Raw genomic sequence first — 15,826 nt, 5'->3', positions numbered from 1 at the left:
TAGCCGCATCAAAACTGACTGGCAAACTTCCCGATAATCTCGGTCATCTTCGCGCGCGGTAGATCGGTTTTATTCACCGTGAACCGCGCCATGCGACCAACGACCTCTTGTTTCTCAAGATAGTCCTCGATCACGTAATAGCCTTTGCGACCCTCGTAATCATCGAACAAAAGCGTTGTTTCCTGTTCACAGCGCAACATCGCGGTGAGCGCACAAGCAACGCGGAAACGGCCATCGACCAGAATGACATCGGGGTGCTTGAATTCTTCTGCATCCCAAATCGACAGCGGATAGAGATGATAACGCTGAAAGCCCTCGGTATCCACCGGGCTGCCCCATTTCCCCGTCGCGCCAATGTTGATGTATTGCATCATTGGCATTGAAGCGGGCTGCGCCGCATTAAACCATCGGCGCATTTGACGCGTCCAGAGCTTGCTGCTTTCAACCGAGAAGATCGTCTTGTTCGGCATTTCGGATGCCATCACCGTTGAACCGCCCGAGCCGTACTCCAAAATCACATCCGCTGCCTCATAGTGCCTGCGCACCAGATCAGCGACCTCGGGAATAAACGTAAGTTCGGGTCTGTCCATTATGCAGCTACCTGTCTTGCTCCCTCAGACGGTAGCGCAGGAAAAGCCGCGCGCAAAGCACCTTTCGAAAACCACGTTTTCCAACATAAACGCCCAAAGTCGGCGTTCATATGGAATACATCTAACGCGCGATGCTCTGACCCGCCGCCCTTTCGGAACTGCTTGGACCCCTCCGAAAAGCGCTTCTCCGTCATCACGCCTTCGCAAATCGTTTCCTGCGGCTGTCGTAGCACCTGAAATCCTTCATCTTCTAAACGGCGATCAAGACCCGCCATGATCCGCTGAATGAAGGCACCATCACCCGCTTCAAGGATTGGGCGATACAGGGCTTCACGCCACTCGATCTGTGTCAGAACTTCACTAAGGAAAGGTTGCCAAACCAGAAAAATCGGAGCGTCAGAATGCGCCCGAAGGGTGCGCGCGGTATGGAGCATCATACCGTTCTTCAGCTCATCCCAAAGCGCCTCCACCATCGTGGCGTCACTCACAAAATTGCGCGCGCTTTGGTGGTTTCTGGTGCTGGGCGTTGCGAAATTTGCATAGTTCCGGATCAAGTTGTTCGGGAAAAACTTCATCCCCGTTAGAACAAAAGCATCGTATTTCTCAGGCTCAACGAAATCACCTGTTGTCGCAATACCTTTGAAAAACTCGGCCGCCTCAGCATCGCGTGGACCAAGTTTGCCCTCAACCTCGCCAAAGCTTTTCATACCGTCTTTGAGGCAGCCAAAAAACTCTGCACGCACATGCGCCGCCGCCTCGTCTACGGGCGGCCAGCCATCTTTCAACGCAGCGACGTGGGAATTTCCGATAACGCATAGATGAGATGTCATTTGTTAAACGCCTCCAACAAAACTTCTTCACAAACAAGATCGTCATTCGACTGATCCGGCTCTTGTTCTTTTGGCTTCACCTGTCGCTCAGGCACCTTACCCGCTCCGCGTGGGTCATGCTGGTTCAGGAACACCCGCATCGCGTTTTCAACACCGGGCGCGGAAACAGAGCGCAAGTTGCGTTCATAAAAGATCCCGCGCGAGGACGGCGCTGTGATCAGCTCATATGACGGGTAGTAATCTATCAACCTGTTGCGCTGGCTAAGCTCGCCGCACACACCGCGCAGAACCGATTTGGAATAGGTGCTTGCAGAAAGAACGTGATCACCGCAGGCCGTCGCCGTCAAAGGTACAGGCGACACCGTAATGATACATTTCAAACGCCGCCCGCGATGCGCGCGCATCAACTTGAGAAAACTGGAAAACGCTTCAATCGTTTCTGAGTGTGTATAGTTGTGGAATTCATATTTTTCGGGATCAAACTCGCCAGCAATCGTGCCCGGCGCAGTTGGATAAACCGTACCCGTTTCGCGATGAATCCATGCTTCTGTCAAACCGAAAGTAAAGACAAAAACATCCATCTCCATGAACATCTCTGCCACGTTTCGCAGATGAAAACGGCGCGCCATTTGCGCCTCTTCCGCGCTCGCCCAACCACCTGGTTCAACGCCCGGGCGCTGCGCATCATAGAAACGCCCGTCCTTTTCCCAAATCGGCTCGGCCGGTTCATGTCCATCCAGCGCTTCTCGCGCCAGTTGAAGCAATTGCGCGGGTGTATAGATGTTCCCAAATCGACAGGTATAAATTCCGAAAGAGCGCGCACTCGCCGCTTCGTCACTCATACCAGCTGGCGCAGGTTCTAGCTGCATAACGTTAAAGCTGCGCCCTCTCAAATGGCGCGCAATGTGCTGGGCAAAACAACTTCCCGCCGTCGCAATTGCTTCACTTTTTCGAATGCCAAACTTGCGACGATAAATATCATCCATCGCCAAGGGGCTTTGCTCTGCAACGCCGCTGCTCCAAAAAGCGCGTGCGTCTAACCCTGAATAAGGGGAATTGCTCATTACTCTCGTCCTGCCTGTTACGGTCTACGCCGCCTTGCTACAGGCGACTATTCGGGGCAATTGGGGCAAGATTAAGGCGTTACCCTATTGAACGGGCAAGTGTTGCACGAGGCCCCTACCCCTTTACACTTTCCTCAAGTGCATTGGTAAATTCATCCAGCTCCGGGTCCATCTTCATCGACGCCGCTTTTCGCTTGTGCCAATCCACCGCTTTCTTATGCAGATCGCCCAAGATTTTGTCCGCTTTCAACTCTTTCACCAACTTGTTCGTCGCGCTCTTGTAACGATCAATAGACGTGTCTTTTTCATCGTTCAGATTAAACTTGTCCCAATATTCCATTCCCAAGATATGGCTGGAATGGTTCGCCCGTCCGCGCGCACGTTTGATCATGAAACTTTCCATCGAGCGAAGCGCATAGTGATTGACCTGTGCATGCGTAAACAGCGGCGGGTTCTCCGTTCGCTTACCGTTCACTACATAGTCTTTTCCGCCCGGAAGCACGCGTTTGGTATCCGCGACGCGATCTTCTAATGAAATTGGCGCATGAAGGCCCATTCGCTGAAATTTTTCCTGATTGGTATAGATGGATTTCACGAACTTTCCGGTCGTTGGCCGCTCTTTCGCGTCCCATTCAAATTCACCCTTTGTGAATTGCTGAGTGACCGGCTTGTCGACGAGCTTCTTTACCCCATCGGGGCCAAAAATACGCCAAGGCACAGAAATCACATCCGTGTCTATGCCCGACCCCTGCACCAAAGCGCGGACCGATCCGTCGCCCATATGCACGTTCAGATATTCATCTACATCACACACAAAGACCCATGTGGCATCCATCACGATATCATACCGCCGCGAGGCTTGACGCAAGGCAGATCGGTGTATCCCCGCTTGGCGCACAATCGTGTTGTGCTGCGTGACATATCCCAGCTCTTGCAGACGCAACAAAATATCAACCGTCGGGTCAGAGCAATCATTGGTGCAGACCAGAATATGATCGAACCCAAGCACTTTGTAATGCGCCACCCAATCCAGGATGTAGGGGCCTTCATTCTTCATCGTGGATACAACAGTATAGGTATCGTTGCTCATAACTACCTCACGCGCCCCTTTTTTCGGTTTTATTTCGGTGGCTGTTTCGATTTGGTAAACAATAGCGCTTGCTCTAGGTTACGTGCAAGCGACATAGCGCGAACGACACAGGCTGATAGAAATTCATCGGCTGTTTGCAAACGGGTGGTACACAAACACCACGCAAGACCCTAGGGTGGCGAAAAATGGGCCACCCGAAACTGGGGGCATAAGTAACGAGGATTGGCAGATGGCACGTACACGTGAAGTCGGGACACTTTGGATTGGCGGACCCCTTAGCTGGATGGAACAGCTCTGCCTCAAGTCCTTCGTCGACAAAGGCCAAAAGATCACGCTGTTCAGCTATGAAGACATTCCCAACGTGCCCGACGGCGTTATTCGCAGGGACGGGCGCGAGATTATCGACACCGATGATTTCATCAAATACGAGCAGAAAAACAGCTACGCGCTGTTCGCTGACTGGTTCCGCCTGCACATGATCCACCAATGCCCGGGCATGATCTGGATCGACACAGACGTCTACTGCCACCGCCCGATGGATTACGAAAGCGACTATGTCTTTGGCTTCGAACTTCCCGGGGAACACCGCGTCAACAACGCCGTGCTTGGGGTGCCAGCGGATAGCGAAATGCTCCGTCAAATGCTCGAATTCACCGACGATCGTTTTTCTATCGCACCGTTTCTGCCTAAGAAACGACAAGAACAAATGCGCAAAGCCGCCGAAAAGGGCAAACCTGTCCACATAACCGAGCAGCCTTGGGGCGTTTGGGGCCCGATGATGGTCACGCATTACGCTCATGCGCTTGGGTTGCAACGTCATGTGCAGCCGCTTAATGCCTTCTACCCCATCACCTTCCGCGAGCGTTTCAAATTCATGCGCCGCGCGGAATTGGCCGAAGGTTTGATCACCGACGAAACCACCGCCCTGCATCTTTGGGCCTCCAACAAACGCCAGCTAGGCAATATCCATGATGGCCTGCCGCCCAAAGGCAGCTACCTAGAACGCCTCGTCAAAGAACACGGCATCAACCCTGCCCTCGCCCCGATCAAGGGCCGCGGCAATACCACATTCGACGGCGCGCTGATTGATGAAGTGGACCTCAGCGAAGTCTCTTCAATCGCCGATCTCACAGGCACCGCGCGCAGCTTTGTTCTGGCCGTGCATCATAAATTCGATTGCGATGTGCAACTGATCAACGTGAACCGTCGCGGCAAGTTCAAAGACGGCGATGAGGATTGGCTCAAGGACTACACCAAGTTCCTCACAGATCACGACGTTGACCCCTCCCGCATCAAGGTTGTTCGCGATGAAAAAGACCTGCGTCCAGTTGATGTGCTGTGCAATCTGTCTGGTTATGGCGATCGCTTTAAAGTGCCGTTCCTCGAAAAGTTTATGGACAAGTGCCTGCACTCTGACACCCGCGTCTTTATGGACGTGCGCAAAGGCTCGGGCGCATTCCCGTTCCTCAAAAAATACGGCACGAACACCGCTCTTTCGACCCGCGAAGAAGACGGCAAAGAAGTCACGCGTATTCGTATGACACCAAAGTCGCCTGAACCCACTGACCCCGAAGGCAGTTGGGACAAAATTGCCACCGAACTCGCAGGCAAAGACGGCTGGTATCGCCCCGGCACCAATGGCCACAGCTTCCTCTATATGCCCCGCTCCTCTGATACGCTGGTCGTCACCTTCGACAACCTCGACATCGCCATGACCAAGCGCGAGGATCGCCGTCCTTGGGGTTACAGCTTTATCAAGGATCAGGGCTGGTCAATGCTCGGCGTGCTGGCTGGTGGCTGGACATGGTATCGCGAGCAATGGGTCAGCGATCAGTTCGACCAACTCAAAAAAGAGGGCTTCTTTAAGCAGTTCAAACGCGTGGTGTTCTACGGGGCGTCCATGGGTGGCTATGCCGCCTGTGCCTTCTCCCCCGCTGCACCCGGTTGCGACGTCGTTGCCATCTCTCCGCAAAGCACCGTAGACAAGAAAATTGTCCCATGGGAAAGCCGCTACAAGGTGGTCTGGGATCGAGACTTCTCTGGCAAATATGGCGATGCCTCCAAAGTGTCGGAAGCGGCCAATAGGGTCTCTATCCTCTATGACCCCTATGAACCCCTAGACGCCCAACACGCAGCGCGCTTTACAGGCAAGAACGTGCAACACCTACGCGCTCCCCTGCTCGGGCACCGCCTTGGCTCCTCGCTCAATCAGATGGGCATCCTGTCGCCAATTATCCTGGGCGCGCTCGATGGCTCGCTCAGCAGCGAAGATTATTACAAGCTATTGCGCACTCGCAAAACCTCGCCCCGCTATCAACGCGAGCTGTTTAACAAAGCGGTAGACAAAGGGCACAAAGACCTCGCTAAGTCCTTGGGTGAACATATCCTTAAACAAAACCCGAACCGCGCTGTGCGCCTTGGAATGCGTGCGCTCTAGGCTCTAACTTGCCTGCGAGAGCCTAAATTCCGTCACTGCGCGATAGGTCTCATTTGGCCTTAGTGCGATCTTTGGGAAACCCGTCTGGTTCGCGGCATCGGGCCAGACTTGGGGTTCAATCGCCAGCCCTGACCGAGGATTGGGCTGTATATGTCGCCCGTCATAAATCTGCACCCCGGCCTCGGTTGTCGCGACTTCGAGGCCGACACCGCTTTTGTCGCTATTCAACCAAAGCACAGGCCGCAGCGCTGTGCGCTCGTTGCCAAGACAAAAATTATGATCCAACGCCGTCTTCGCTACTTTCCTTGCGGCGACAAAATCAAACTCGGTCTCGTTGACTTCGCGCAGCTCACCCGTTGGAATGCCGCGACTATCTAATGGCAAATATCGCGCTGCGGCGATACGCAGAGTGTGATCCTCGATCGTAGTTTCGCCCGAAAGGTTCCAATAGCTGTGCGGCGCAAAGCAGCACAACGTTTCCTGATCCGTCTTCGCCGTTAACACGAGCCGCAAAACACTCCCCTGAATTTCATAGCGCGCGACAACCTCCAAGTTGCCGGGAAAACCCATATGACCATCTGGTAAGCAAAGTGAGAATTCTGCGTGACAAGATCCAACGGAAGCAAGCAACCAATTCTTCACACCCGCACCATCGCGGCCACCATGCAAACAATTTCCGTTTGCTTCATTTGCATCCAAAGCGGCGGGCGAGCCCGCAATCATCGCTCTTGCGCTCGCTATGCGGTTAGCAACGCGCCCAACAGTTGCACCAAAATAACGCTTGCCACCTAGGTACTCAGAAAGCTGCGCACCGCCCAAAACGACGGGTATGCCGTTGAACATCAGTTTCTGAACACTTGCCCCAAGGGTTATCAAGGAAACGCTCAGATGTTCGTTTTCCAGCGTTAGCGCTTTAACAACATCACCCGAGGGCGTTGTCCCAAATATCTCTGCGCTCACCGCATCGTCATTCTTGCGGCAAGATAGCGTGAAAAATCTTCAGCCAGTTTCTGAGGTTCAAAGTCCGCCAGCCCATCACCTTTGGCATTGATGACAAAACCATTCTGAGCGGTCTTTATATCCACGGATATACCATCCCGTTTAAACGATCCCGATTTGGTTTTCGGCTTTGCTTTCGCCTCTGCCTTTTTCCCGCGCTTCAGCTTTGGAATGATCGCGCGATAGGCACGTTTTGGCGTGTTCGCGATGTCCACTTCAGCTTCGATCTTTTCCCGCAAGGACACACAGGCAAGGCCCAAAGACACATCCCCTTGGCTCACACTAAGACGCTCGGCGACCTCTTCTTGAGTTAGGTCAGATAGGCTCTCAGCCAAAAGCCCGACAGACAAAAGCTCTTCAAACCCACTCAGGTTCTTGCGCATTGTGTTTTCGTGGAACCGCTCTTCAAGATCGGCAAGCGCCAAGTTCCCTTTTTCAGTAGAAAGGATCGCCAGCACGGGCAGGCCAAGCTGACGGCACGCTTCTAGCCGACGACGCCCAGATTGCACTGTAAACAGCGCCTCGGTTTCCAGCGGGCGCTCTGCATCAGGCATCCAGTCAGAGAGCAGGGGACGGACACGAATGGGTTGGGTCTGGCCACGTCGCGAGATGTTGGCTTTCAGTGCTTCGAAATCTTCGTCATCATTCCAAGCGCCAAATCGATCGCTTCCAGCGGTATCAACCACCTGCTCCGGATCAAGAGAAAGGGCGACGGTGCCGTTCAACAGCCCAGACACGAGCGATCCGTGAGTGTCATCAATGCGCTGTTTGAGCAGGTTCATCGCAGACCCAGCCCACATACCACCCATCGCTGGCTTCGCGGCGGGCGCTGTGATTTCCTCTTCTAGCGGGGGCAGACCAGCATCGAGTTTACGTTTCTTTGCCATTTCTTAACTCCAACGATCTTTGATAAAGCTTGCCGCAAACCCACGCGCGGGCAGTTCGGGCCAAACCCTCTGCACCAAGGCGTCGTTAACCGCATTCGCATTCGCCATAAACGCCCGCGCAGAGGTGCGGCGCGACTTGGGCGGCAGATATTCATAAATGCTTTTGTACTCCTCCGACGCATTCGCAATCGCGTCGGATCGGTTGTACCAAACCTGCATGATTTCGCGTGGTGCGCGTCGGTAGAGGTCAAGGATTTGATCGGTGTCTTGATTGTTCTGTTCCTGAACAATCGTCGGCAACACAACATGCTCGCCGCGCCCGATTTCGATGTCTGCCTCGAACCCCATGATGAACTCAAGGTACTCGCCAATGTTCGACACATAGGTCGAAAGCGTCGCCAAATCGAAGCCCTTCATAGTCTGAGGGATAACAACCGTATCAGCCGCGACCAAGCCATTCAGCTGCATCAAAGTGAGAGAGGGTTGTTGGTCGATCACGATAACATCAACAGTCTCATCCAAAGCCTTTGTATACGCACCCAAGTCGAACGAGCCATCCTTACGCCGCAAATCCGACGCCTGGATCTTTGCGCCATACGCGCTATCCCAGCTTGCTATCGATTCCTTTAAGATCCGGTAAACAGGAACCTGTGATTGACGCGATAGAAAGAACAGGCTGATGTCGCCATTTTGTATGTTTGCGCCACCTGGAATGAGTTTGATCCCCGGCCAAGGAGTTGGCTGCCAAATCGCATTCAAAGCATCCGGAGCAGGGCGGTTCAATACCTCTGCTCCTGGATCATCAACCCCCATGAAATCGGCAAGGGTTGGCGTATCAGGTTGGAAAAGCGGTAACTTTTCATCAGCAAAGTAGAGGCTAACCGTGGCTTGCGGATCAGCATCAATGACACCAACGCGAAGGCCATAGAACAAGTTCACATATTGCGCAAAGTGCGCGGCGGACAAGCTCTTACCTGTGCCGCCTTTTTGAGCGCCAAAGGTCACAACCTTCACAGGCTCACCGGGTTTGCGCCAATGCAAATGCTGTCGCCGTGCAGCTTTGTTAGAGCCGATGATTGACCGGATTAGCATGATTTCTGGCGGTGAAAACGTACGCTCACGGCCAATTTTTTCGCCATCAGGGAACGCGTCTTCTTCGTTCGAGATACGGGCCAGATAGGTGACATCAACCGAAAGCAGTTCTGCAATCTCGGTCATCGAGAATCTACGAGCGACCCGCGTACGCAAGGTCAGATCACGTTGTAGCTTGGTATTCACACTGCCCATGACACGGGTCATGTTGCGAATAAACTGCTCAAAATTTCCGTAAGCCATATGAAATATATCCGCGGATATAGAGGTGAAAAGGGCTTGAGTAAGACCTCAAGCAGCGTTCTTAAGGAGCAAATTGTGCGAAGCGCTATGAGGTTGCAACTTCTTTTGCGAGATTTCCCATCGACGAAGATACTGTTGCAACACTTTTATCATGCTACCCTCATTAAATATCTTGCCAGCGCTATCGGCAAATTCTTTGAACTGATGCTCGCTTGGGGGTCTTTTCCAATAGGGTTTCCAAGTTGATTTGATGTGCTCTTCCAAGTTCTTCAAACCTTCATTGTCGTAGCCTTTGGCGCTTAGAAACTGGGCTTGTTGCTTTGCGCTTTCGCCATCGCATTGAACATTCAAGGCGCTCCAAAGAAGATGCATTCGCGTTTCAAGATCGCTTGGCATGAGTTTTGTAGGGCTAGTCTTTGTAATGACGTTGCGGGTTTCTACGATCAAATCTTCAGGGACATTCCCGTTGAAATTAGGGAAGGGGGCAGAACGGGAAAGTTCGGACCATTTAGAAAACATAGACACTAACTTACCTTTTCGGGTCGGGTTGGGTTCATTGACAATTTGAGCGTCGGTAGGTTGGTTTTTATGAATATGGTTTTTAGAGTTTACTCTGCGTTCACTCAGCTGATCGCTGCATTTAGTTTTCTGAAGGGCTTTTTGCGCTCGTGAACGAGTAAGGCGCGCGCGCCATTCTTGCCAGAAAGTGACGCAGTATTTTAGCCGGTAGTTATATCCATTGGCCATGCGCTGTGATTGCGTTGCGAGTAAATCGAGAGCGCGCAGTTCAGCGATATATCCAGAGATCGCAGCTTTCGAGCGGCCAATGCGCGCGCTGAGTTGGCTGAGTGATGGCCAGCACTCGCCATCCTGATTTGCCATTCGGCAGAGTTCAGCAAGCAGCCGAAACGCCGCTGGTGACATGTCAATATCCAGTACGTCGGACGGCAGCGCGACAAAGCCATTTGCGGGATCAAACTCATTTAAGTTTGCCATAATTATCCTATTCCCCGAAGCGAAAAGCTTGCGGTGATTCTGGCATTCTGCTATCTTGGATTTAGGAAAACGTGATAGCTTATGCTGTTCGTTGATTGGGCTTTGAGGGGTTGCAGCCTCTCAAAGCCCTCTTATTTTCTGAGGGTAATATGTGATCTAGCGCATCGCCGTTGTCCTTACTCGATCGCAAATATTTCCAAATCACCACTGACCTGTGGAGATGTCCGTTGTGGACATGGAAGATACCCGCACTTGTGCTTGCTCTGCCAAAGAGCAATGCTGGTTTCAGTATTTTCTGCCTCTGAGACCGATTCTGATCTCTTATACATTGTGTTTGGACCAGTATTGCCCCGAAAGCCATGTTTAAGGCAAGGAAATCTGTGTTTTAGACTGGTACGACAGACTTGAGGGGATTGTGCAGTATCAGCAAAAGACTGATAAGTTGTTGAATGTGTTCAATAAACTTGAATTTTCCGCAGAAGGCCCGTTTCTGAGCAAATCTTATGGCGCCTTGAAATCTGCTTAAATTTCTCGAATCAGATGCCAGCTTGCGCTTGCGAGGGAGTCGTGATGCAGTATTCGCAACGCAGAAATGAGGGGTAATATGCGAGCTGTCGATCAGGCGAATTTTCCATCGCTCACCTATATCGGTGTGGAAGGTGTTCTGGTGCGCTTTGGTGATCGCGTAACGGATGCGATCAATCGCGCGGCTTTAAAGTTTCACGCGCATATGAATACCAAATGCGTTGCGGGTGTGCTTGAGAGCGCGCCGTCTTTGACTGCGGTCTATCTGCGTCTTGATCTGTTGAGCGATTTAGACGCCGTTGTGCGGAGCATACAAGCTGAGATGGCAGCGCAGGATTGGTTTAGCGAAGATGTAAGAGCGGCGCGACACTGGACGATCCCCTGTTGCTTTGACGGGCCGCAATTGAGTGAAGCCGCCCACCTTGCCGGCCTGTCCGAAAGCGCGGCTGTTGAAGAACTCACGCAACAGCAGGTGCGGGTTCTCACGATCGGCTTTGCACCTGGGCAGCCCTACCTTGGAAATCTGCCGCAGAATTGGAACTTTCCAAGGCTGAGCGAAATTACACCGCTGGTTCCTGCGCGGGCTTTGGTGGCAGCGGTTGGCCAGCTGATCCTTTTTGCCAATGATACGCCAACAGGGTGGCGTCATGTGGGAGCGACAGAGTTTCATTGCTTTAAAGTAGATCGCCCTGAACCTTTTGCGTTTCGCGTTGGCGATTTGGTGCGATTTGAACAGGCCGGGCGCGCCGAGATTGAAGCGCTGGCAAATTCCAGTGACGGGCTTGGCGGCGCGCGATGTGAGGCTGTCACATGAGCGCGTTGATTGTTCAAAGGGCAGGGCCGGCAGTAACGGTTCAAGATGCAGGCTGGGACGGTACTTTGGCCAATGGGTTGTCGCGCGGAGGAGCGGCGGATACGCGCGCTTTGAGCGAAGTCTGGGCGCTATTGGGTGAAAGCGGCACTGCGGTTCTGGAGATGGCGGGGATAGGCGGTCGCTTTACCTGCGATGCTCCGATGAGAATTGCTTTGGCGGGTGCGAAGATGCAAGCGAGCCTTGATGGCGCGCCAATCGAATGGAACGCTGTGCATGCGATGGAAGCCGGGCAGGTCTTGGATATCGGCGCTGCTGTAAATGGCGTTTACGGGTACTTGGGTGTTGGTGGCGGTTTCGATTTCCCCAAGTTCATGGGATCTGCGAGCACGCATCGCGCCTCTGGTCTTGGGCATGTTGTTACCGCCAATGATCGCTTGTTGATCGGCATTGATCGTAAAGCGGAGCGCGTGGGTTTGGCGCTGCCGGCTCTGAGCCCGAGCACTGCCGCGATACGGATCGTTGAAACAGCGCATACTGCGCTGTTTGGGCAGGAGGTGCTTGAGCGCTTTCAAGGGGCAGAGTTTACCCGCAGCGCGCAGGGCAATCGGCAAGGGGTTGCATTAGAGTGCGAGACCAGTTTCGCCCTAAAGGGCGGGCAGTCTATTCCTTCAGAAACAGTGATCGCCGGTGACATTCAAGTACCCGCAAAGGGCGCGCCTTTCGCATTGTTGGCCGATTGCCAAACCACTGGAGGGTATCCGCGCATTGCTGCAATCTTGCCTTGCGATTTACCGCGCGTCGTGCAGGCGATTGCAGGCTCTAAGCTGCGCTTTAGGCTCGTATCACGCGAAGAGGGGATTGCGGCAGAGCTGGCGGAGCGCAAAGCGCGTGCGGCGTTGGGCAAAGCGTGCCGCTCGCTCCTGCGCGATCCAGCAGACATTCATGACTTGCTGTCGTATCAATTGATCAGCGGCGCAATTGCAGGAGATTTGGAATGAGCAAGACAGTCGATCTAAACGCGGATATGGGCGAGAGCTTTGGGGCTTGGACCATGGGCAATGACGCGGATCTTTTACAGATTGTAACCTCGGCGAATATAGCTTGTGGATTTCATGCCGGCGATCCTGATGTGATGGCGGACACTATGGCGCTTGCGGTAAAGAATGGTGTCGGCATTGGCGCACATCCGGGGTTCCCTGATCTGCGCGGGTTCGGGCGCTACCGTATGCAGATACCGTATGAGCAACTTGCCAATGCGGTGCGATATCAAGTGAGCGCAGCGCAGGGCATGGCGCGCATTGCGGGTGGACATATGCGGCATGTGAAGCTGCATGGCGCGCTTGGCAATATGACCTCGGAAGACGAGGAAATGGCGAAGGTCTGTTATGCGGCTGCACTGGACGTTGATCCTGATCTCTATGTGATGGTGATGGCCGGAACTGCGCAGCAGCGCGCGGTAGAAGCGCTAGGGAGCAATTTTGCCGCCGAAATTTTCGCGGATCGGGCCTATAATGACGATGCGACCTTGGTGGATCGTCGGTTGAAGGGGGCCGTTATTCATGATGCGCAGCTCGCGGCGACACGTATGGTCGATATGGTGCAAGCGGGCGCAATCCTAACAGCGAGCGGCAAGCGAATTGAGACGCGCATTGATACGATTTGTATGCATGGGGATACGCCCGAAGCCGTAGACATCGCGCGCGAGGTACGGCGCGCTTTGGAGGCCGCGGGAATAATGGCCAAGGCATTCCCGCATGACTAACCGCTTTTGGGAAGAACTGAGCGTCGCGGTGTTTGGCGAAGCGGCTGCGTCGTTTCAACGGACGGGCAGTGGGCATCTTCCGTCGTTTTATGCTGTGTCCGATTTTGCGGATGCCAGCATTGGATTGGCTGGTGCCGCTTTGGCGCGGTTGGGTGGATGCGAAAGCGATACTGTTCGCGTGGATCGCAGATTGGCGTCGCTTTGGTTTGATATGACCTTGCGTCCAGACGGTTGGCAGGCTCCATCACTGTGGGACGATATTGCGGGGGATTATCGCTGCAAGGACGGCTGGATTCGCTTACATACGAATGCGCCTCACCATCGCGCTGCTGTGTTGAGCGTTTTAAAGGGTTCGGTTGATCGCGCTGCTGTGGGTGAGGCGCTTCTTGAGTGGTCTGGCAAAGATTTGGAAGAGGCGATTGTTGCCGCAGGAGGATGTGCTGCGCAGATGCGTTTGCCTGGTGAGTGGGCCATGCATCCACAGGGCAAAGCAATTGCGAAAGAGCCATTGATTGCATGGAGCGATCATGGGCGCTGCGAGCAGCGTCCACTGCCAAGGGGTGCGAGTTTGAAAGGCATCAAGGTGCTGGATCTGACACGCGTCTTGGCGGGGCCTGTCGCGACGCGCTTTTTAGCAGGTTTCGGCGCAGATGTTTTGCGTATTGATCCGCCTTGGTGGAATGAGCCGAGCGTTGAAATGGAAGTGACCTTGGGCAAGCGGTGCGCGGGTCTTGACCTGCGCAAGGAAAGCGATCTTGCGCAGGTGAAGAAGCTGATGGGCGAAGCGGATGTATTTGTGCACGGGTATCGCACGGACGCGCTAGAGAGGATCGGTCTAGGCGATGATGTGCGCCGCGCTTTGAACCCCGCGCTTATAGATGTGCGGCTGAATGCCTATGGCTGGAGCGGCCCTTGGACGGGACGACGTGGTTTTGACAGTCTGGTGCAGATGAGCTGCGGGATTGCTGCGCTTGGCATGAAAGAGGCGGGCGCGGATCGACCTAAGCCGCTTCCTGTGCAGGCGCTTGATCATGCTACGGGGTATCTAATGGCGGCCTGTGTGCTTGAGGCGCTAAAAGCGCGTGCGGAAGGCCAAGTGCGCAGCGCCAAGCTTTCGCTGGCACGTACGGCCCATACATTGATGGCACATCGTACGGCTTATGAATTGGACGGTGCAATCGAGACGGCGCCTGATGATTTTGGAGTGCATGTTGAGCAAACCGGCTGGGGCCCTGCACATCGGATCAAAGCGCCCGTAAGTGTCTGCGGCGCGGCGCCTGTTTGGCCGGTAGGTGCGGGCCCTTTACGGGGCGATCCTGCGCGCTTTGCGTCGAGTTAAGCCGCCTAACATTGTCAAAATATCCAAGAGGTTCTTTTCACAATTCAACCGCTTGGCGTATGTGTGCAAGAGGGGCAAGCTTAGGCCCTCAGTCATCTGGAGGACGCCATGACCAAACGCACCTATTTTGCACCGAACGGCGGTCATCCGGGTCAAGAGCAAATGCTGACAAGCCAAGCGGTTTTTACCGAGGCTTATGCGTTCCTTCCAGCCAGCACGATGCGCGATATTGTGACGAGCTTCCTGCCGTTCTGGGGAAAGACGCGGCTGTGGATTATCGCGCGTCCGATGACGGGGTTTGCGGAGACGTTTTCGCAATACATCATGGAGGTTCAGCCAGGTGGCGGCAGCCAACGCGCGGAATTGGACAAGACCGCGCAGGGTGTTTTGTTTGTGGTTGAGGGCGAGATTACGGTTCGCTTTAACGGTCAAAGCCATAGGCTGGGTGAGGGCGGCTATGCCTATTTGCCTGCTGGCATGGAGTGGACGCTGGTGAATGAAGGCGCTGACGTCGCGCGCTTTCACTGGATCCGCAAAGCCTATCAAGCGGTGGATGGTCTTGATGCGCCCGATCCGATCATCGCGAACGAAAATGATATTGCCCCGAACGTTATGCCCGACACGAATGGCGGCTGGGCCACGACGCGTTTTGTGGACCCGAGCGATCTGCGCCACGACATGCATGTGACGATTGTCACGCTGATGCCCGGCAATGTGATCCCCTTTATGGAGACCCATGTGATGGAGCACGGGCTTTATGTGCTGGAGGGCAAAGCGGCGTACAAGCTGAATGCCGATTGGGTCGAAGTCGGGCCCGGTGATTTCATGTGGCTACGGGCCTTTTGCCCGCAGGCCTGTTATGCAGGTGGGCCGGGTCCGTTCCGATACTTGCTCTATAAAGACGTGAACCGTCACGCGAAACTGGGGTTGTAAAGCAGGGCTTTGCGCAAGCGTACAAATGTCGAACGTTGCGTTGGTTCGAATTAGAATCCTTGCAAATTTGGAAGATCGCGCCTATATGAGCGGTGCGACGTTACCACTATCGACCCTACTGCTCCTTAAGACGGCTCAGTTTCGATCTTGCACTGACTAGCCGACCTGCCGCATTCCGTGGGCAGTATATTAGGAGAATTACGATGGCTACTGGCACCGTAAAAT

General features: G+C 53.9%; 14 protein-coding genes. 6 read left to right on the top strand and 8 right to left on the bottom strand.

Annotation, left to right across the window (positions count from 1 at the left end):
- Nucleotides 1-8: 8 nt before the first annotated feature.
- From ACRBCU_RS18255 to ACRBCU_RS18240, 4 genes are all read right to left on the bottom strand, one after another.
- Nucleotides 9-590: a hypothetical protein gene (locus ACRBCU_RS18255; protein ID WP_431366829.1), complete on the bottom strand. Its 582-nt coding sequence runs from the start codon at nucleotides 588-590 to the stop codon at nucleotides 9-11.
- Nucleotides 590-1,420 carry a hypothetical protein gene (locus ACRBCU_RS18250; protein WP_431366828.1) on the bottom strand — a complete coding sequence of 277 codons (831 nt, stop codon included), beginning with the start codon at nucleotides 1,418-1,420 and terminating at the stop codon, nucleotides 590-592. Before ACRBCU_RS18250 ends, ACRBCU_RS18255 begins: the two co-directional genes overlap by 1 nt.
- Entirely contained in the window at nucleotides 1,417-2,484 is a 1,068-nt protein-coding gene (locus ACRBCU_RS18245; protein ID WP_431366827.1) for a GSCFA domain-containing protein, read from the bottom strand. The genes ACRBCU_RS18250 and ACRBCU_RS18245 overlap by 4 nt, the downstream gene beginning before the upstream one ends.
- A 115-nt stretch (nucleotides 2,485-2,599) precedes the next feature.
- The gene (locus ACRBCU_RS18240) at nucleotides 2,600-3,574 is read right to left on the bottom strand and encodes a glycosyltransferase family 2 protein (protein ID WP_431366826.1); all 975 of its coding nucleotides are present in this window, start codon (nucleotides 3,572-3,574) and stop codon (nucleotides 2,600-2,602) included.
- A gap of 229 nt (nucleotides 3,575-3,803) precedes the next feature.
- Here ACRBCU_RS18240 and ACRBCU_RS18235 point away from each other — a divergent pair, with 229 nt between their 5' ends.
- The gene (locus ACRBCU_RS18235; protein WP_431366825.1) at nucleotides 3,804-6,011 is read left to right on the top strand and encodes a hypothetical protein; all 2,208 of its coding nucleotides are present in this window, start codon (nucleotides 3,804-3,806) and stop codon (nucleotides 6,009-6,011) included.
- Between the two features lie 3 nt (nucleotides 6,012-6,014).
- Here ACRBCU_RS18235 and ACRBCU_RS18230 read toward each other — a convergent pair whose 3' ends face one another.
- Genes ACRBCU_RS18230 through ACRBCU_RS18215 form a run of 4 tightly spaced genes read right to left on the bottom strand, consistent with a single transcriptional unit; the run spans nucleotide 6,015 to nucleotide 10,156 of the window.
- The gene (locus ACRBCU_RS18230) at nucleotides 6,015-6,971 is read right to left on the bottom strand and encodes an aldose epimerase family protein (RefSeq protein WP_431366824.1); all 957 of its coding nucleotides are present in this window, start codon (nucleotides 6,969-6,971) and stop codon (nucleotides 6,015-6,017) included.
- Nucleotides 6,968-7,897 (bottom strand): ParB N-terminal domain-containing protein, encoded by a 930-nt coding sequence (locus ACRBCU_RS18225; protein WP_431366823.1) that lies wholly within the window; start codon nucleotides 7,895-7,897, stop codon nucleotides 6,968-6,970. Before ACRBCU_RS18225 ends, ACRBCU_RS18230 begins: the two co-directional genes overlap by 4 nt.
- A 3-nt stretch (nucleotides 7,898-7,900) precedes the next feature.
- Nucleotides 7,901-9,232, bottom strand: a complete 1,332-nt coding sequence (locus ACRBCU_RS18220; RefSeq protein ID WP_431366822.1) for a ParA family protein — start codon at nucleotides 9,230-9,232, stop codon at nucleotides 7,901-7,903.
- A 48-nt stretch (nucleotides 9,233-9,280) separates the two neighbouring features.
- Nucleotides 9,281-10,156: a helix-turn-helix domain-containing protein gene (locus ACRBCU_RS18215; RefSeq protein WP_431366821.1), complete on the bottom strand. Its 876-nt coding sequence runs from the start codon at nucleotides 10,154-10,156 to the stop codon at nucleotides 9,281-9,283.
- A 676-nt stretch (nucleotides 10,157-10,832) separates the two neighbouring features.
- Here ACRBCU_RS18215 and ACRBCU_RS18210 point away from each other — a divergent pair.
- From ACRBCU_RS18210 to ACRBCU_RS18190, 5 genes are all read left to right on the top strand, one after another.
- A complete protein-coding gene (locus ACRBCU_RS18210; protein ID WP_431366820.1) occupies nucleotides 10,833-11,567 on the top strand; it encodes a 5-oxoprolinase subunit B family protein in 735 nt (244 codons plus the stop codon).
- Entirely contained in the window at nucleotides 11,564-12,565 is a 1,002-nt protein-coding gene (locus ACRBCU_RS18205) for a biotin-dependent carboxyltransferase family protein (protein ID WP_431366819.1), read from the top strand. The genes ACRBCU_RS18210 and ACRBCU_RS18205 overlap by 4 nt, the downstream gene beginning before the upstream one ends.
- Nucleotides 12,562-13,329: a LamB/YcsF family protein gene (locus ACRBCU_RS18200; RefSeq protein ID WP_431366818.1), complete on the top strand. Its 768-nt coding sequence runs from the start codon at nucleotides 12,562-12,564 to the stop codon at nucleotides 13,327-13,329. Before ACRBCU_RS18205 ends, ACRBCU_RS18200 begins: the two co-directional genes overlap by 4 nt.
- A complete protein-coding gene (locus tag ACRBCU_RS18195; protein ID WP_431366817.1) occupies nucleotides 13,322-14,668 on the top strand; it encodes a CoA transferase in 1,347 nt (448 codons plus the stop codon). The genes ACRBCU_RS18200 and ACRBCU_RS18195 overlap by 8 nt, the downstream gene beginning before the upstream one ends.
- A 108-nt stretch (nucleotides 14,669-14,776) precedes the next feature.
- Complete coding sequence (locus ACRBCU_RS18190; protein WP_431366816.1) at nucleotides 14,777-15,601, top strand: bifunctional allantoicase/(S)-ureidoglycine aminohydrolase; 825 nt, start codon at nucleotides 14,777-14,779, stop codon at nucleotides 15,599-15,601.
- The last annotated feature ends 225 nt before the right edge of the window (nucleotides 15,602-15,826 follow it).

The sequence above is a fragment of the Planktotalea sp. genome (genome assembly GCF_050633725.1).
Taxonomy (GTDB): domain Bacteria; phylum Pseudomonadota; class Alphaproteobacteria; order Rhodobacterales; family Rhodobacteraceae; genus Planktotalea.
Note: the sequence above shows the minus strand (reverse complement) of the source record. Positions and strands in the feature narration are given on the sequence as shown.